Source organism: Streptomyces flaveolus, from assembly GCF_014648815.1.
GTDB lineage: Bacteria > Actinomycetota > Actinomycetes > Streptomycetales > Streptomycetaceae > Streptomyces > Streptomyces flaveolus.
The window spans coordinates 570,297-587,453 of sequence record NZ_BMRV01000003.1; the positions used below are offsets into that span (position 1 = coordinate 570,297).

19 protein-coding genes are annotated in these 17,157 nt (G+C 70.2%); 16 read left to right on the plus strand and 3 right to left on the minus strand.

Going from position 1 to position 17,157, the window contains the following annotated elements:
• The first annotated feature begins 137 nt into the window (after positions 1–137).
• The 5 genes from IEZ05_RS10360 (at position 138) to IEZ05_RS10380 (ending at position 2,425) form a co-directional block, all read left to right on the plus strand.
• Positions 138–827, plus strand: coding sequence for a DJ-1/PfpI family protein (locus tag IEZ05_RS10360; protein WP_189229708.1), 690 nt, complete (start codon positions 138–140; stop codon positions 825–827).
• 65 nt (positions 828–892) lie between these two features.
• A complete protein-coding gene (locus tag IEZ05_RS10365; RefSeq protein WP_189229709.1) occupies positions 893–1,210 on the plus strand; it encodes a hypothetical protein in 318 nt (105 codons plus the stop codon).
• Entirely contained in the window at positions 1,207–1,683 is a 477-nt protein-coding gene (locus tag IEZ05_RS10370; protein WP_189229710.1) for a DUF2269 family protein, read from the plus strand. The genes IEZ05_RS10365 and IEZ05_RS10370 overlap by 4 nt, the downstream gene beginning before the upstream one ends.
• Positions 1,680–1,982 carry a DUF3817 domain-containing protein gene (locus IEZ05_RS10375; RefSeq protein WP_189229711.1) on the plus strand — a complete coding sequence of 101 codons (303 nt, stop codon included), beginning with the start codon at positions 1,680–1,682 and terminating at the stop codon, positions 1,980–1,982. The genes IEZ05_RS10370 and IEZ05_RS10375 overlap by 4 nt, the downstream gene beginning before the upstream one ends.
• Positions 1,979–2,425, plus strand: coding sequence for a DUF6010 family protein (locus IEZ05_RS10380; protein ID WP_229869650.1), 447 nt, complete (start codon positions 1,979–1,981; stop codon positions 2,423–2,425). Before IEZ05_RS10375 ends, IEZ05_RS10380 begins: the two co-directional genes overlap by 4 nt.
• A 179-nt stretch (positions 2,426–2,604) precedes the next feature.
• Here IEZ05_RS10380 and IEZ05_RS10385 read toward each other — a convergent pair whose 3' ends face one another.
• Complete coding sequence (locus IEZ05_RS10385) at positions 2,605–3,315, minus strand: HAD family hydrolase (RefSeq protein WP_189229712.1); 711 nt, start codon at positions 3,313–3,315, stop codon at positions 2,605–2,607.
• Positions 3,316–3,708: 393 nt separating this feature from the next.
• Here IEZ05_RS10385 and IEZ05_RS10390 point away from each other — a divergent pair, with 393 nt between their 5' ends.
• The 8 genes from IEZ05_RS10390 to IEZ05_RS10420 all read left to right on the plus strand — a co-directional run bounded on the left by IEZ05_RS10390 (position 3,709) and on the right by IEZ05_RS10420 (position 10,382).
• On the plus strand, positions 3,709–4,347 hold the full coding sequence (locus IEZ05_RS10390; protein WP_189229713.1) for a ScbR family autoregulator-binding transcription factor: 639 nt from the start codon (positions 3,709–3,711) through the stop codon (positions 4,345–4,347).
• A gap of 517 nt (positions 4,348–4,864) precedes the next feature.
• Positions 4,865–4,990: a hypothetical protein gene (locus IEZ05_RS36765; RefSeq protein ID WP_268255172.1), complete on the plus strand. Its 126-nt coding sequence runs from the start codon at positions 4,865–4,867 to the stop codon at positions 4,988–4,990.
• A gap of 481 nt (positions 4,991–5,471) precedes the next feature.
• Positions 5,472–6,563, plus strand: a complete 1,092-nt coding sequence (locus IEZ05_RS10395; RefSeq protein ID WP_189229714.1) for an MBL fold metallo-hydrolase — start codon at positions 5,472–5,474, stop codon at positions 6,561–6,563.
• Between the two features lie 56 nt (positions 6,564–6,619).
• Positions 6,620–7,519 carry an alpha/beta hydrolase gene (locus IEZ05_RS10400; RefSeq protein WP_189229715.1) on the plus strand — a complete coding sequence of 300 codons (900 nt, stop codon included), beginning with the start codon at positions 6,620–6,622 and terminating at the stop codon, positions 7,517–7,519.
• Between the two features lie 103 nt (positions 7,520–7,622).
• Positions 7,623–8,081: a nuclear transport factor 2 family protein gene (locus IEZ05_RS10405; protein WP_189229716.1), complete on the plus strand. Its 459-nt coding sequence runs from the start codon at positions 7,623–7,625 to the stop codon at positions 8,079–8,081.
• 47 nt (positions 8,082–8,128) lie between these two features.
• The gene (locus tag IEZ05_RS10410; RefSeq protein ID WP_189229717.1) at positions 8,129–8,590 is read left to right on the plus strand and encodes a nuclear transport factor 2 family protein; all 462 of its coding nucleotides are present in this window, start codon (positions 8,129–8,131) and stop codon (positions 8,588–8,590) included.
• A gap of 53 nt (positions 8,591–8,643) precedes the next feature.
• On the plus strand, positions 8,644–9,456 hold the full coding sequence (locus IEZ05_RS10415) for a TIGR03619 family F420-dependent LLM class oxidoreductase (RefSeq protein ID WP_189229718.1): 813 nt from the start codon (positions 8,644–8,646) through the stop codon (positions 9,454–9,456).
• A gap of 35 nt (positions 9,457–9,491) precedes the next feature.
• Positions 9,492–10,382: a GNAT family N-acetyltransferase gene (locus IEZ05_RS10420; RefSeq protein ID WP_189229719.1), complete on the plus strand. Its 891-nt coding sequence runs from the start codon at positions 9,492–9,494 to the stop codon at positions 10,380–10,382.
• A gap of 10 nt (positions 10,383–10,392) precedes the next feature.
• Here IEZ05_RS10420 and IEZ05_RS10425 read toward each other — a convergent pair whose 3' ends face one another.
• Positions 10,393–11,310: a LysR family transcriptional regulator gene (locus IEZ05_RS10425; protein WP_189229720.1), complete on the minus strand. Its 918-nt coding sequence runs from the start codon at positions 11,308–11,310 to the stop codon at positions 10,393–10,395.
• A gap of 685 nt (positions 11,311–11,995) precedes the next feature.
• Here IEZ05_RS10425 and IEZ05_RS10430 point away from each other — a divergent pair.
• On the plus strand, positions 11,996–12,766 hold the full coding sequence (locus IEZ05_RS10430; protein ID WP_189229721.1) for a TSUP family transporter: 771 nt from the start codon (positions 11,996–11,998) through the stop codon (positions 12,764–12,766).
• A gap of 606 nt (positions 12,767–13,372) precedes the next feature.
• On the opposite strand, the gene IEZ05_RS10435 is transcribed toward IEZ05_RS10430, so the two are convergent.
• Entirely contained in the window at positions 13,373–15,409 is a 2,037-nt protein-coding gene (locus IEZ05_RS10435) for a PA14 domain-containing protein (RefSeq protein WP_189229722.1), read from the minus strand.
• 423 nt (positions 15,410–15,832) lie between these two features.
• On the opposite strand from IEZ05_RS10435, the gene IEZ05_RS10440 reads away from it, so the two are divergent.
• Together IEZ05_RS10440 and IEZ05_RS10445 are read left to right on the plus strand one after the other, a co-directional pair.
• Entirely contained in the window at positions 15,833–16,189 is a 357-nt protein-coding gene (locus IEZ05_RS10440) for a PadR family transcriptional regulator (protein WP_189229723.1), read from the plus strand.
• A complete protein-coding gene (locus tag IEZ05_RS10445; protein WP_189229724.1) occupies positions 16,186–17,130 on the plus strand; it encodes a hypothetical protein in 945 nt (314 codons plus the stop codon). The genes IEZ05_RS10440 and IEZ05_RS10445 overlap by 4 nt, the downstream gene beginning before the upstream one ends.
• Positions 17,131–17,157: the final 27 nt, after the last annotated feature.

Here is a 17,157-nt window from a genome sequence, read left to right on the forward strand (position 1 = left end):
GTCACCGCACTTCGGAAGCCCTCGGAGGCGCATGGCAATTTCTCGTTGAAAGCTGTCACTTGTGACACTGGGCGACCGGGTCGGCGGACGGTTGACTTCAACGCGTCGGAGAGAGATCGCCCCCGAAGGAGCGCCCAGTGCACGTCCAGATCGTCCTGTTCGACGGTTTCGACCCGCTCGATGTCGTCGCCCCCTATGAGGTGCTGTACGCCGGTGGTACGGCATCGGGCGGCGCAGTGACTGTCGATCTGGTCTCCGCCGAGGGCCCCCGCGAGGTGATCAGCGGCACCGGGGGACTGGCGCTGCGCGCCGTCGGCGCCCTTGACCTGGAGCGGGCGGACGTCCTTCTGGTGCCCGGCGCCTCCGGCCGCGTGGGCGAACCCGGCGAGGTCCCGGAAGAAGAGGTGGGCGCCGGCGAGTGGAAGCAGGACGAGTTCATCCCGGTGCTGCTGGGCCGGACGCTGACCACCGAGCTCCCCGTGCTCCTCAAGCAGGCAATGGACGACCCGGACGTCACCGTCGCCACCGTCTGCGGCGGCTCGCTCGTCCTGGCCATGGCCGGCCTGCTGGAGGGACGGCACGCCACCACCCACCGGATGGGTCTCGACCTGCTCGACGCCACCGGCGCCCACGCGGTCCGCGCCCGCATCGTGGACGACGGCAACCTGATCAGCGGCGCCGGCGTCACCTCCGGGCTTGATCTGGGCCTGTACCTACTGGAGCGCGAGGTAGGCCCCCGCGTCGCGCACGCCGTCGAAGTGCTCTTCTCCCACGAACGGCGCGGCACCGTATGGCGCGCGCAGGGCCCGACGCCCACCGCCCTCTGAGCGCCTGGCACTTCGCAGATCAGTCGCTCACCATTCCCCTTGCACAGTCAGGAAGAACTTTCAGCATGTCCGTCGAAGGCACCTGGAACCTGTCCATCTTCACTCCCATCGGCAAGATCAATGCCGTGGTGGCACTCTGCGAGCAGGACGGCATCCTGACCGGCGTCGCCCACGGAGCCGGCGAGGAAGCAGTACTCGCCGACGTCACTCTTGCCGGCGACCGGCTCACGTGGAAGCAGGCCATCACCAAGCCCATGCGGCTGAACTTGACATTCGACGTGACAGCGAACGACGACACCCTCCAGGGCACCGCCAAGGCCGGCCGCCTTCCGTCTTCCAAGGTCACAGGCGAACGCCAGATCACCCCGGAGCACCAGGCGTGACCAAGCTTCTTCTGTCCTTGCACGTCCTGGCCGCCATCATCGCCGTCGGCCCGGTCACCGTCGCCGCGAGCATGTTTCCCGCAACGCTGCGCCGCGCCCTCGGCGACGCCGACGACAGTAGCGCCCGCACCACTCTGCAGACGCTGCACCGCATCTGCCGCATCTACGCGGGCATCGGCATCGCGGTTCCCCTCTTCGGCTTCGCCACAGCCAGCAGTCTCGGTGTCCTCGGCGACGCCTGGCTGATCGCCTCGATCCTGCTGACCGCGACGGCCGCCGGCGTACTGACACTCCTGATCCTGCCCGCCCAGGACCGCGCTCTGGCCGAGACAACGGGTTCCGCCTTGCAGTCGCCGGCACCGAACCCCCTGACGCCGGGCCGCCTCGCCATGATCACCGGCATCTTCAACCTGCTCTGGGCCACCGTCACCGTACTGATGATCATCCGTCCCGGCTCCACCACGGGGGCATGACCGTGCACCTCCGGCCTCCATTCCATCTGCGCATCGCGGCTCACGCCGAGCTGATCTCCCTCGTCGTGATGCTGACCAACGTGTTCACCATCCACCTCAAGCCCGTCTCATCCTTGATGGGCCCCACCCACGGCTGCGCCTACCTGTTCGTCGTCATCACGACCTGGCGCATCAAGCAGGCCCGGGCCGCCGTCAAGGTCCTGGCCCTCGTTCCGGGCGCCGGCGGGCTGCTCGCGCTGCGACAGCTCGACCGCGGCGATTCGGCCCGCACCCAGGAGAAAGGAGTCATCCCCTCATGAATCTTGTGTCACCGGTGATCGTCGGCATCATCTACTGCCTGCTGATGTCCCTGATCAAGGAACCGCACCGACGCCACTTCAACGCGATCATGGTGGGCGGAGCCGGCGCTGCCTATCTGAGCGGGGGCGGATTCGGCCCGTGGGAGTTCGCATTTGTCGCACTCTTGGCTTACGTCGCCTACCGCGGCCTGGACTCCTGGGCCTTCATCGGCGTCGGCTGGCTGCTCCACACGGCCTGGGACATGGCCCACCACCTCAAGGGCAATCCGATCCTGCCGTTCTACCACGACTCGTCCCTGGCATGCGCCATCTGTGATCCGGTCATCGCCCTGTGGTGCTTCCGCGGAGGACCTTCCCTGATCGCGCTCGTCCGCCGGGTTCACGTCGGCCGAGCTTCTGCGGCGTGGCCGGGATCTCCGTGGGGTGAGAGGCACGACGGATAGGGCTCCCGCGCCGCTGAGGAAGGTGTCCGACGCCTCGAATCATAAGCACCGGAGCCCCGCTGGTTCCCTTGCTGCCGCACTCTGTGGGGCAGCGGAGCATACTCCTGCCGCACCAGCGTGCCGCCGTCCGTGTCCACCGGGGAGTGCGAGCGCTTGGAGTGCCGGACCTCGGCGGGCTGTCAAGGCCCTTGCGTCCCCCGCGGGCCGTCAAGGGCGTGGGCCCAGGCCAGCAGTTCAGGGGCGTCCAGCGCCGGTAACCACAGGTCGGCCCGGGTGGCGCCGTCGCCCTGCGGCCGGGGGCCGACGCCCAGGATCCGCAGGCCGGCCCGGCGGGCCGCTTCCACGCCGGTCAGGGAGTCCTCCACCGCCAGAGCCCGGTCCGGGGGGACACCGCAGAGCCGGGCCGCCACGGCGTACACGTCGGGGTGCGGCTTGGGGCGCACGCGGTCCCCGGTGTCGGGAACGACGAGGTGCTGGAAGTGCGCGAGCAGCCCGGCTCGTTCCAGGCTGCCTTCGACCACGACCCTCGGGCAGTTGCTGGCCACCGCCAGCGGCAACCGGCCGGAGAGCAGCCGTACGAGCCGGACCGCACCTGGCATCGTCACCGGTTCGTCGGTGACGAGCGCCAGGAAGTGGTCGAGAAGCGCGGCTGTCAGGTCCTCGGTCAGTTCGGGTTTGTGCACGGACTGCGCCATGAGCCGGCCGCAGTCCTCGTAGTGCAGACCGAGGGCCTGCTCCGCGAACCCGGGCGGTGGCGGGAGTCCGTGCTCCCGGAAGGCCCGGATGCGAGCCTCCTGCCAGTGGCGTTCGCTGTCCATCAGGGTGCCGTCGCAGTCGAAGACGACGGCTTCGGGCGACCAGTCGAGCAGATCGTGGTCCGAGGTGGTCACGGGGCCTCCCATGCCTTCGCAGGTACGCATGCGGCATTTCCGTATCCGCAGGAAACGGAAAGATAGTTTCCGCTACGTTATTTCCGTCCAGGCAAATCGGGCAATAACCCTTTTCGGTGACTCGATGGGCGCCGGAAACAGGCGTATGGCCGTGCGGCGACAGCCGAGGCGCAGCCGTCGAAACCGTCAATCTCACGTATCCGCACGCCAGTTGTCACGCTTGTTCGGCTGCGCGGGGTCCAGGAGCGCCTTGTGTCCGTTACCACTCGCACGCGTTCGCATTCGAAAGAACTGCGTAATTACCGCACGAAAGTGCCCGTTTTGCACTCCGGGCGTACGCTGGCGCACTAAGTTCGTGACCGGCATGAGAACAGAGCGAGAGCGGACGGAACGTTGCAGGAACGGGCGAAGGTAACCCGCAGATCACTGCTGGAAGCGGCTGCCCAGCTGTTCGCTGAACAGGGATACGCGGCCACCAGCGTCAACGACATAAGCGCAAGGTCGGGCCGGACCAGCGGTGCGGTCTACTTCCACTACACCGGCAAGGAGGGCATCGCCGTCGCCGTCGTCGAGGACCGGTTCGCCACCTGGTCTCAGCTCGCTGCACGCTACGGAGACGAGACGGTCCCCCCGCTCGAACGGCTCGTTGCCCTCAGCTATGAAATCGCCCATGCCCTCACCCGGGATCCCGTGACGCGTGCCGGAGCCCGTCTGTGGGCCGAACGCGCCGTCATCAAGGCTCCCGTTCCCGACCCCTTCGCGCTGTGGACCGCCGCCGCCACGCGACTGCTCGCGCAGGCCCGGCTGGCAGGGCATGTCAACGAGCGCGTCCGCCCCGCCCGCACGGCCCGTACCTTGGTGCGCGCGTTCTTCGGCCTGTGCACCATCACCGAGGCCATCGAGGGCACGACCGTCCTCGACGACCGCCTGACCGACTGGTGGCACCTGACCCTGCCCTCCCTCCGCCCGCAACCGTCCCGCGGGAACCTCCCGGCAGGTCGGATGTCACCGAGTGGAGGGTTGCGCCTTTGACGCGGGCCTACCTGCGGCCCCACACCTCGAACACCGAGCGGCCTGAAGCCCTGGCAGACTTCCTCCACGCCTACGACCGCCCCGTTACCACACGGCACTGGACGGACTCCGCCCGTCAGCCGCGTCAACAACGGGGGCGGACCAGCAGCGTATCCACCAGTACGCGGGTGAGGTAACCGCCACCGGATACGACCCCGGTGTGCGGAGGGATCTACGGCTCCGGCACAGCCCACCGCGGTCCGCAACTTCCAGATCAGCCGGGCCTCACGGCCGACGGGGTGATCGGTCCCAGGAGGTGGACCGAACGTGGTGATGCGGTGGGAGCGAACCTGACGCCATTCCTCCGGTCCGAGAACGGAAGTGTCCAGGGCGGAGAGGGGTGTGGTGAGTGGTGCGTCGCTGAGAACCACGAAGCCCGCCGCTTCGGTGAAGGTGAAGGCCCACGATGGAGGCGGGAGGAACTCCTCTCCGTACCCATGCCGGCGTTCGCGGGTGAAAGCGACCCAGGGTGGTGGGCGTGACACAGGACAACGCTCTCGCCGGTGCGGTCGACGACCGACGCCGTGTGGAAGGTCAGTGGGTACTCCTGGCCCTCGAACTCGCCCACCTGACCTTCGACGACTCGCCCAGCGGATTCACATAGCGACAGCGGACTCGCGTCCGGCGACCGGTTCGCCCACCCCGGACGACGCGCCGCTGCGTGTTCCGCGACCGCTCACCGGACGGCTGCTCCGCCGAGGAAACTCGCGCGGCGGAACGCCGGATTCGCCCCGTGGCCGGAGGCTCACCCCCTCCGACTGCGGCTCCCGCCGGCTGTCGTTCAGCGGGTGCACCTTCTCGTGGCCGCTCGGGACGAAGCCACTGCGACAGGGGATCCGGACCCGCTACACCAGCTTGTTGTGGAGGCGACAGCGCATCGTTGTTTCCTCGACGGTGCCTGCTGCTGTGAAGATCTTGTCGCGGGGGGCGCCGTCAGAGGCGGTCACCGTCCGGTAGGACGCATCGACTCACGAGGGAGGGCCCACAACGCCCCCGTCACAGCAAGCCTCCCTGTCACCGATCAGCCCTGCCGGCCGATGTGCTGCGTGTCTTCGGCGCGCCCACAGGAAAGAAGGAGGAACAGCATGACCTCGTCCGGAAGGGTTGTGCTCGGCGACCGACTCGCCCGACGCGTCGCGACCACGGTGGCCGCGCTGGCGGTCGCGGTGGCGGCCGCTGGTTGTGCAGATCCCGGAAGCGGCGGCGCCGCCCGCGACGCCACGCGGGGAGGGGCCCCTCTCGACCCGGCCGGCACGGCGTCGGCGCGCGCGCCGCGTGCGCCTGCAGCGGTGGGCGCCGCGGACCTCGTGGGTCGTTTCGCGTCCCCCAACCCAGGTTCGGTGAACGCGTACTGGATATCCGCGCCGCAGGGCCTCGTCGTGGTCGACACCTTGCGCACCTTGACTGATGCGCGCAAGGCGGTCGAGCAGGTCAAGCGGACCGGGCGGCCGGTGGCCGCGATCCTGCTCACCCACTCCCATCCCGACCATGTGGGCGGCGGCGGGGTCTTCCACGAAGCGTTCCCGCAGGCACCGGTCTACGCATCGGCCGCGACCGACAAGGTCATGCGGGAAGACCCGCGCGGGTTCTACCCGCTCACCCGCACGGTTCCCGACCACGACTTTCCCGAGCAACTGACCTACGCCACAAAGACCTTCCGGCCCGGCGGCACCATCGACGCGGGAGGGCTGCGCTTGGAGACCGCCGAATTCTCCGAGGGCGAGTCGGACACCGCGACCGTTTACTACGACCGCGCTTTCCAAGCACTCTATGCAGGCGACCTGGTGGGCAACCGAGTCACTCCGGCCCTGTTGGAAGGCCACTCATGTGGGTGGCTGGTCAACCTCGACCGGCTGCGTGAGCGCTTTCCGAGCGTGCGGACCGTCTATCCGGGCCACGGTGCGCCGGCCGCCGCAGCCGGCATGTTCGAGGAACAGCGTGTCTACCTCCGGGACTTCCGCCGGCTCGTGCGCGAAGCCATGGCCCCGACGTCGGCCGACGGCACGGCGGTCGGCGAGGCGGATCGTGCGTCGATCGTCGCGGCCCTGGAGCGGCAGTACCCCCGTTATCCCCGTGTGGCGTCGCTGCCCACGATCGTCGAGGAGAACATCAAGGCGGTCTCCGCCGAGCTGTCGGCGGAGAACCCCGCGACGCTGCCCGTGGCCTGCGCCCCGTAGAGCCGCGGCGTGGCCGCGTCCGCGACCCACTCGATCTGAACCCGAGAGGAAGAACCATGCCGACCTTGGAGAAGGTCACGTTCGATGCCGGCGGTGTGACGCTGATCGGCAACCTGTACCTGCCCGACGCGACGGACGCTTCCGCGCCTGTGCCGGCGGCGATCGTGGCGGGGACTTGGACCAGCGTGAAGGAAATGATGGCCGACCGCTACGCCGAGCGGCTCGCCGACCGTGGTTTCGCCGCGCTGTCCTTCGACTTCACCGGGTTCGGTGAGTCGCAGGGCGAACCGCGGGATGTCGAGACGCCGGAACGGAAGGTGGCCGACATCAGGAGCGCCCTCACCTTCCTCGCCGCCCGGCCCGAGATCGACGGTGACCGGCTCGGTGCGCTGGGAATCTGCGCGGCGGCAATGTACATGTCGGCAGCCACCGTCGAGGACGACCGTCTGAGGTCCCTGGCGCTGGCGGCCCCATGGCTGCACGACGCGGACATCTGCGAAGCGGCGTACGGCGGCGCGGGGAAGGTGGCCGAGCTGATCGGCTCGGCGGATGCCGCCCGGGAGAAGTACGAGGCGACCGGCGAAGTCGAGTATGTCCCGGTGGTCAGCGCGACCGACCCGCGTGCCGCGATGCCGATGGAGATCGACTTCTACCTCAACCCGGACCGCGGCGGGATTCCCGCCTGGCCCAACCGCTTCGCGCTGATGGCGTGGCGCGACTGGCTGACGTACGACGCCATCGCCCTCGCACCCCGGGTGACCCGGCCGACGCTGATCGTGCACAGCGACGACGCGGCCGTCCCCGACGGCGCTCGCCGCTTCCACGCAGGACTCCCCGGGCCCAAGGACATCGTGTGGACGTCCGGCACGCAGTTCGACTTCTACGACCAAGAGCCACAGGTCACGCTCGCTGCGGACAGTGCCGCGGCGCACTTCGACCGCACCCTGCGCGGCTGAGTCCCGCAACGGCGGCCCAGGTGTGTCCGGGCCCGGATTCCTCTGGTCCGGCCGCCGCCCCCGGCGGCCGGACCGGAACCCCGACACCATGAACGGAGAGCACATGACCACCGTCGAAGACCGCCTCGCCGTCATCGAGACCTGCACTCGTCTGGCCTGGCACGCCGACCAGCGCGAATGGGACCTTCTCCAGCACGTTTTCGCGCCCACGGTCCGGCTGGACTACACCAGCCTCAACGGCGGCGAACCCGCCGAGCTGCCCGTCTCCGACATCGTGGCCGGCTGGTCTCATGTGCTCGGAGGCTACGACTCGACCCAGCATCTGATCACCAACCACCTTGTGGACGTCGATGGCGACACCGCCGTGTGCACCGCCGCGTTCCAGGCCACCCATCGGCTCGCCCACCCCTTCGGCGCCCCCTTGTGGACCCTCGGAGGCACCTACCGCTTCGATCTGGCCCGCACTCCCGGCGGCTGGCGCATCACCGGCGTGGTGATGACCGCCACCTGGGCCGACGGCAACAAGGACCTGGCCGCCCTGGCCGCCGGGAGCGCGCGGTGACCGGCCACGGCCCACGGTCGCCCACCGGCGGACGGTTTTCGGCTGCCGTGTGCGCCGCGGTCCTGTCCGCGGCCGTGCTGGCGGCCTGTTCCAACAGCCGGTCCGGCGACGACACCGCTTCCCCCGGCGTCCCCGTCGCGGTCAGGCCCACGGCACCTGCGCCGGACGACCGGACGGAGACGCGGGCCACCGGATTGCTGCCACCGGTGCAGGCCTACGTCGATGCCGTCGGCAACCGGGATCTCGACGGCCTGGTCCGCGCGTTCACCTCCGATGCCGAGATCGTCGACGTCGGGCGCAGCATCCGCGGACAAGCCGCCATCAGCCGCTGGGCCGAGGCCGAAGTGATCGGCGGCACGCTCACAGTGAGCGCGGTCACCGAGAACCGCGACGGCTACCAGCGCCTGCTCGTCCGCTTCACCCCCAGAGGCAAGGGAGGGTTCGCCGCGCACTACGCCTTCACCGTCAACGGCGACGCCATCACGCGTGCCGAACTCACCTACGCCTGACACCCGCGACCGCCCGACCGGACCATCGCCCGGTCGGGCACCGGAAGGATCCCGTGGAACTGCATGTCGTCCTGCCCAATGAGTCCGTAGACCTCGATCCGCGGCTGCTCGTCGATCTGTCGCGGCGGGCCGAGGAGTCGGGCTACGCCGGCGTGTGGCTGCCGGATCACCTCCTGCCGCCCCAGGAGTACGGCGGTCCGTACGGTGGGGTGTACGAACCGCTGGTGACGCTCTCCCACATCGCCGCCGCCACTACCCGGATCCGGCTGGGCACTTCCGTCCTGCTGCTGGCACTGCGGAATCCGTTCGTGGTGGCCAAGCAGGCCGCGACGCTCGACCGGCTCTCCGGCGGCCGGTTCACCCTCGGTATCGGACTCGGTTGGGACCAGGCCGAATTCGCGAGCACCGGAGCGGACTTCACGGACCGGGCCGGGCGGACCGACGAGTCACTACGCCTGCTGCGACATCTGTTCGACCATGGCGTCGGGCCGTTCGAAGGCTTGAGGTTCGGGTTCGCCACCGGGAATTTCGCGCCGCGTCCCGGACCGGGCCTGAAGATCATGGTCGGTGGCACCTCGCCGGCCGCGCTCCGCCGTGCCGCGCGATGGGCCGACCTCTGGCAGAGCCCGCCCGACACCCCAGCGGTGTTCGCGGAACGCGTGGCGGCCCTGCGCGCGCAGGCGGGACGCGCGGTGGCGGCAGGCGCGCGGACCGAATGGTCCGACTCGGCCCGCCCGGTCGAGGACATCGTCGACGAGGTCCGTGCCTGGGCGGATGCGGGGGCGGACCACCTCGCGGTGTGGTTCGGCGACGCGCACGGCTTCGCCGACCGTATGACCGCTCTGGCGAGTGCGGGGCTGTCGTGATCCCGACAAGTGCGCACGGAGGTGAGGGCTCTGCGGTGATCACGGGTCTTCCCGCCGGGCTTGTCTCCCGGCATCCCACGGCCGAGGACCATCACCGGGTCCTCGCCGTGCTGGACGCCTGGTGGGGCGGATTCAAAGGTGAGGCCGGGGCGGTCGAGCGAGCGTTGCTGCTGCCCCGGCTGTACTTCCAGCACTTCGCCACGACCAGCTTCGTCGTCGAACGCCCGGGCGGCGAACTCGCGGCCTTCCTGGTCGGTTTCCTGTCACAGACCGAGCCGGACACCGCGTACATCCACTTCGCGGGCGTCGATCCGGCGCTCCACGGCCAAGGCGTCGGACAGGCCTTGTACCGGGCGTTCTTCGCGCTCGCCCGGACGCACGACCGCAGCTTCGTGCACTGCGTCACGAGCCCGGGGAACACCGCCTCCCGGAGCTTCCACACCCGGCTCGGCTTCAACTCCTCCGATCCCCTCCCCGAGTACGACGGTCCGGGACTTGCGCGCGTGGCCTTCACCATCGACGTAGGCGCAGACCCGAGCCGCCGGGCGCGGCGGATGCGCGTGCTGGACACCGTCCTCACCCTCGAACACCGCCCGGACGGGTCCGCGCCCGACAACGACGACTGGCTGGCCCTGGTACGCGCCCCCGACGGGCTGACGGTGGTCCGACCCGTCGGTCCCGCGACACCCGTCGCCGCCCGCTGGATCGCACTGTACGAAGCGACGCCGGATCACGGTCTCGACGAGCCGGGGCTGCTGGCAGCGGTCCTCGTGCCCTTGGCGCGCCGAGGGGTGCCGGTGTTCACGGTGTCGACATACCACGCCGATCTCGTACTGGTCCCCGAGCAGCGCGAGGAACAGGCTCTGACCGCGCTGCGTTCGGCCGGATTCGCGGTCGGCCCAGGCCCGCGGCCGCGCCCCGCTTGACCAGGAGACCTTAGACGACGCGGCGTTCACGGTCGCGGCCGATGACGGTCCCGACCTCCGCGACCAGGCGGGTGATCAGGGGTTGGGGAGCGTGATCGGTCCACACGACGGCGAGCTGGAAGGGTTCCGCGTCGGTGACCCGGATCCAGCGCACGTTGCCGGCGGGCATCACGGCGGCCAGCGGGTACGGGGGAAGCCAGATGCCGCGTCCGCGGCCCACCTCCAGGAGGCAGTCCTCCACCGACGGGACGACGGGGCCGCACCGTGCCGGGCTGCCGTCGGGCCGCGGGTCCGCCACCCAGAACCGTTCGGCCTCCGGGGACGCGAGGACATCGGGCCGGATGACCGGCTCGCCGGCGAGCTCGGCAAGCGACACTGCCGAGCGGTCGGCCAGGGGATGCCGGGCGGACACCACCGCGGCTCGCGGGTCGGTGCGCACGACCGAGTGGTGCACACCGACGTCACCCACCGGCAGCCACATGAACGCGGCGTCCGCCTGCCCTCCGCCGAGGAGTTCCACCTCCTGTCGGGGATGCTGCGCGCCGCTCAGGGTCACGCGCAGACCGGGGACGGTCGCCTCCAGTGCCTCGGCCACATCGATGGCGAACAAAGCCGTGGCGGCAGGACAGCAGGCCAGCCGCAGAATCCCCGCCTCCGCGTCGGCCACGGCGCGGACCCGTCGGGCCAGGCGGTCCATGTCGTCGACGACAGCCGCGCCACCGGCGGCAAGCTCCTCTCCCGCGGCCGTGAGCAGCACACCACGCGAGGTGCGCACCAGCAGGACCACGTCGAGGGCACGTTCCAGATGCCGGATGTGCTTCGAAACCGCCTGCTGAGTCAGGTGCAGCACGGCCGCGGCGCCGGTGACCGAGCGTTCCTGGGCCACGGCGAGAAAAGAACGCACATGCCGAAGTTCGATATCGCTCACGCCGTTCAACATAGCGGCCACGCCAGGAGATCCCGGTTCGTATCTCGTAGACCATGGCGTTGATCACCCGGCGGTCCTCCATCCGCGGTCGACCCGTCGCGGGCCCCTGGAATGAGCGGAGCGAGTAACTCCCACTCCTCATCGGAGAGTTCATGGCGGCGTACCACGCCACCCGGGCCCGCCCCGACCCGTGGCGTGCCACGGCCGGGGCGACCGGCCACCGCCAGACGTGCGTCCCAGCAGTTAGGCTCCGTGAGGAGGCAAAACGGGGGAGGACGATGCAGCAGTGGCCTGAAGAACCCGTCGCTGACACCAAGGCGGCCCGGTGATTCGCGGGCATCGCGCAATGCCCTGCGAGAGGCGGTCAGGGCCGATCTGCCCGTCGCACACGGCGGACTGGGCATCGTCGTCGTGGCGAGCGCGCTGCTGAGCCTGTTCACGGGACCAGGGCATGCGAACTGGATCCAGGCGCTGCGCTGCCGCAGGTCGAAAGCTGCTGACCGGACCAGAGCCGGCCCCGCCCCGGACCGGCCTTGTTCACGAGTGTGGACGGCAGTTGTTCACCGTCTCAGGAGGCGGTTGGATCGGGGCGGGGCCGATGTTCGCGAGAACGGGAGGCACCTGATCCGGAGCCTGTTCCGGGTGACGGTGTGAGAGTGCCGAGGGGGACGTCGTGGAGTGGCCGATGGCGTTGCTGGGGTTCGCTGCCGGGCTCCTGATATCCGTCATCACCGCCCCCGTGGGTGTCTCCGGAGCGGTCTTCCTGCTGCCCGTCCAGGTCAGTGTGCTGGGAGTGCCCAGCCCGGCCGTGACACCCACCAACCTGCTCTACAACGTCGTGGCCGGCCCTGGTGCCCTCCTGCGCTACTGGCGGGCCGGACGGCTCGGCGGACCGCTGCCCCGGCTCTTGATCTCGGGCACAGTTCCCGGCGTCGTCGCCGGCGCCGTGATCCGTGTCTTCGCCGTTCCCGGCCCGCGCGTCTTCCGCCTCCTCACAGCCGCGCTGCTCCTGCCGCTCGGGCTGTGGCTGTGGCTGCGGACCGTACGCCCGGCCTCACACCGCACCCGCGATCAGCCTTCGCCTCGCGCGACGACGTCGATGGCCCTGGCCGTCGGCGTGGCCGGCGGGATCTACGGAATCGGGGGCGGCTCACTGCTCGGCCCGATCCTCGTCGGCCGCGGCGCACCGGTCGCCACCGTCGCACCCGCCGCCTTGGCCTCCACCTTCGTGACCTCCATCGTTGGCGCGGCCGCCTACGCGCTGCTCTCCCTCGCCGTCACTGGCGACGTCGCCCCCGACTGGCTGCTGGGCCTTTCCTGCGGTGCTGGTGGCCTCCTCGGCGGATACCTCGGCGCACGCCTTCAACCGCACCTGCCCGAGACGGCCCTCCGGCTCCTGCTCGGCGCCCTCGCCGCCGGAATCGGCACGTTCTACGCAGTCCAGAGCCTTCGCTGACCGTGCAGTGCGCAGCCGTTCTGGGGCACCGAGTGCTGTCGAGACTTGTCGTCCATGAACGCGGAGTACATGGGGGAAGAGCCTATGGCCGAGGGAGCGGGTCAGGTCCAGGAATGTACGCAACCGGTCCGCGTCCGGCAGCCGTGGCCAGCCCGTGGCGAGCACAAGAGACGGTGGAAGGCATCCGCCATGACGTGGACGCTTGACAGCGGCCACGTGGATCTCCCCACGTACGGCCAGTTGCGGATGTGACGCTCAGTGATCTTTCTCGGGAAGTGCTGGAGTTCTGTGCTGAGGTGCTCGGCCATGAAGGCGGCCGGAAGGTAGGGCAGGTTGGCCATCGTCCGATGCCGACGATGAACGTGCTCGCTGCGGGACTGAAGAAGGACGGCGACACCACCAACCCGGAGCCCGAGCTCAAGCTTCCGGCCACAAGCGGCGGCGCGGGCCGAGCGGCCCCTGAGCGTGAAGCGTCGCCTGTACGCGCGCGATGAACGCACGGTGCGGTGCCCGAGGCCGAAGTCGCACAGACGGCCGCCTCCCCGGAGGAGGCGGCCGTCTGGGTACTGAGTCGGAGCGGGTCCTGGACCCAGTCCTGGGCCGTCCCTAGACCCGGTCCTGGAAGACGGTGTACCAGGGGTACGTACCCACCACTGCGTTGTCGGCCGTCACGGCCTCCAGCGTGTAGAAGTATGTGTTCCCCTTCGCCGCCGTGGCGTCCTCCCACGTCCGGGCGTTCGCCGGGAGCAGGTCGCGGTGCTGGGGCTCGTACGCCTTGGTCACCGGGTTCCACCGGCTCACGCGGTAGCCGGTGACCGTGGCGCAGCGGGCCGTGTCCGTGCACTGCCAGTCGACGGACGGACGGGTGGCCGTCGCGTTGTGGCCCACGCTGCCGAGGTTCCAGTCCCGGGTGACGGTCACGGACGGCCGGACGTCGAGCTCGGTGGCCTGGACCACGGTGACCTTCGGGTCGCTCGGAAGCAGCGTGTTGTTCCAGTGGTCCCTGGCCGTCACCGCGTACACGTGCGTCTCGCCGTCCGGCAGGTCGCCGCAGAGGATCGCGAGCGGGTTGCTCGTGCCCTCCGAGCAACGGGAGGTGTCGAGCCACTTGACCGTGCCGTCGGCCTGCCGGACGCCCGTCCGGACCACGTACTCGTCGATGTCGTCCTCGGGCGAGGCGGCCCAGCTCACCAGCATGCCGTCGCCGCGCGGAGTGACCTTCACGCCGGTGACCGGGCCGGGCGCCACGCTGTCGCCGGTGCGGACGACGAGCGGGACGGAGTAAGCCGACTCGTTGCCGTCCGGGTCCACCGCCGTGACGGCGTACGTGACGTACGTGTTCACGGGCATGTCCAGGTCGACGCACGCGCCCCCGTTGCCCGCCTCGTTGCTCCCCTCGTCGGCGCAGGTCACCTCGGTGCGGGCGGCCGGGTCGAAGGTCTTGCCGGGCGAGCGGTACACGCGGTAGTGCCCGCCGTTGTCGTAGTCCTCGGACCAGCGGCCGCCGGGCGCCGTCCAGTACACCGCGGTGTAGCCGGGACGGGCCACGGAGTTGAGGCGGGTCGGGGACGCCGGCGGCGTACGGTCGACGCCGTCACCGGTGACTGCGGCATACGCCCCCGGGTTGCCGAGCGCGTCGACGCCGCGGACGCGGTAGTACTGGTTCGCGTTCACGGGGGCGTCGGTCCGGTACGACGTCATGGTCGTCGTGTCCAGCAGCTCGAACGGGCCGGTGGCCGCGGAGGCCGCGTACACCTGGTACTTCGCGGCGTCGCCGACGGCCTGCCAGTTCAGGGTGGCCCACCAGGCGTCGCTGACGACCTTGAGACCGGTCGGGGCGGCCGGGCCGGTGCGGTCGACGGTGGTGGCTGTCACGTCGAGGCTGCCGGTGGACTCGCGGCCGGCCTTGTCGACGGCCCGGACCTCGTAGAGGAAGGTCTGGCCGGTCGCGGGCGGCGCGTCGACGAAGGACGGAGAGGTGAGCAGGGAGCTGCCGCTGACCTTGGCCCAGCTCGTGGCGCTCAGCCGGCGGTACACGCGGTACCCGGCGAGATCCATCTCCTTGTTGGCGGCCCAGCGCAGGGTGGTCCTGGCGGTGGTCTTGTCGTACGCGGTGGTGACGACGGTCGGCGCGAGCGGCTTGACGGTGTCGACGGTCGCCTCGGTGCGCGGGGCGTACGTGAAGGCGGCGGAGGCGTAGCCGGTCCAGGCGACGTAGTCCACGCGGATCGTGTGCTTGCCGGACGGGATGGTCAGGTCGACGGTCTTGCGGACAGTGGCGGAAACGTTCTTCCACAGGTCGATCTTCCGCACGCCGTCGACGTAGACGCGCATGCCGTCCTGGGTGGCCGCAGAGAGCCGGAAGGGGCCGCCGGATCCGAAGTCCCTGGTGAGGGACCAGCGGACGGAGAAGTTGTCGTTGGGCAGCGTGACGCCGGCCGGGTCGCCGTAGCCGTAGTTCTCGGCGATGGCCGAGTCGCAGGCGGTCAGCTTGGGCGTGCCACTGAAGGTGGCATTGCCGAAGTACTGCGCCGTCCAGACGGGGGAGGCGCAGGCGGCGGAGGCCGGGGTGGCGGTGAGCAGACCGCCGGCCGTGGCGAGAGCGGCCGTCAGGGCCAGCGCTCCCACGCGGGTACGAGTCATCACAGAGAGAGGGGCCCTTTCCGGACCGACATGGAACACGTAGAACATAGTGATGTCTGTGTGACCCGTGAGGCGGGTGCAGGGTTGCCCCCGCCCCTTCATTTTTTGTACGGACGTTCGTCAGCCCGGCCGGGCCCGTTCTTGGCCGCCCTCGCCCAGCCCCCCGGTGTCGGCGGCCGGCATGCCGCCGAACGCCGTTACCCGCGCCTGCGTCCCGGGCACCCGGCAGCACCGGCGAGCAGCGCCTGCCCCGTCGAGGTGTAGGCGACCCGCGGCTCTGTGTGCGATCGAGCACTGGGCGATCTCGGCCTGCTGACGTGCCGCCACCACGGCAGGCGCCCCCAGGCAGCGGATCGGGATTCCGGGCGGCAGAACGATGAATCGATCGACAGTATATGTCGGTCGCTGATATATATAGGCGGCATGACTGAGCGACCGCTTCAGGAGCCGACGCTGCTCCTGCTCACCGCCCTGGCCGACGAGCCCAGGCACGGCTACGGACTGATTCAGGAGATCGACGCGATCTCCCAGGGCCGTGTGCGGATGCGCACCGGCACTCTCTACGGCGCACTGGACCGGCTGGTCCAGCAGGGCCTGATCCGGATCGAGCGCGAGGAGGTCGTGGACGGTCGGGCACGCAAGGTCTACGCCCTCGCCGAGGCCGGCCGAGACGTGCTGGCCGCCGAGACGGAGCGGCTGCGTGCTGTCGTCGCCGAGGCGGAGCGTCGACTGGCCGCCCGTCGCGCCCACGCCATCCGCCCGAAGGGGGCCCTGGCATGACGCAGCAGCACAGCTCACTCGCGTTCCGCTGGGCGCTGCGCCTCCATCCGGCCGCCTACCGCGCCGAGCACGAAGCCGAGTTGACCGCGATCTATGCCGAGGCGACGCAGGACGCCGGCCCGCTCGGCCGGCTGCGCGAGGCGCTCGATGTCGCCGGCCATGGCCTGCGGCGGCGCACCGGCCTGGGCTCCGACCGGATGACGGGTCAGGTACTGGCGCAGGCGGCCCCGCTGGCTGTCGCCGTGGCGACGGGCAGCTTCCTGGCGGGCCTGTTGTGGCTCTTCACCCCCGGTCCCCGGACCTCGCCCGCGGCCTCGCTCCCGAATGTGCTGAGCCTGGCCAACACGGGCCTCACGCCGCTGCTCTGGCTGGCGGCGCTCGCGGCTGTCTGGACCGGGCGCTGGACCGTGGCCCGTGCACTGGTCGTGTCCGCGATGGTGCTGTCCTTGGCCGACGTCCTGCCGGCCGCGTTCTCCTCCTCCGGCTTCCACGGCACCCCCTCGATCGCAGTGGTCCGACTGGCCGTGCCGCTGCTCACCGTCACCGTCGTCCTCGCCGCACCCAGGGATCTGCTCGGCCCCTCCCCGTCTCAACGCCGCACGATCACGGGAACCACCGCCCTGGCGGCCGTCCTGGCGTCGGGTGTGCAGTTCGTTGACATGTACTACCCCTCTATGCTGGGCGTTCTCGGCGCCATCGGCCCGCTGTGGGCCGGGGTCCTGTGGGCCGGGGTCCTCGCGATCGCCCTGCTCTTCGGCGCGCGTAACCGGTTGACCGTCGCGGGGGCGGCGGTGGCCGTGCTGCCCACCACGCTGCAGGTGACGGTCCAGCTCACCCCCGCGGGCGTGGTCGTCCTGCTCCTGGTCCTGCTCAGCAGCACGGTGCCCTTCCTCCGCGCGCGCCGGCGCCACATCCAGTCAACCCCGCCGAGCGCGGGATAGATGCCTCCTGGATCCCGGGCCGCACCC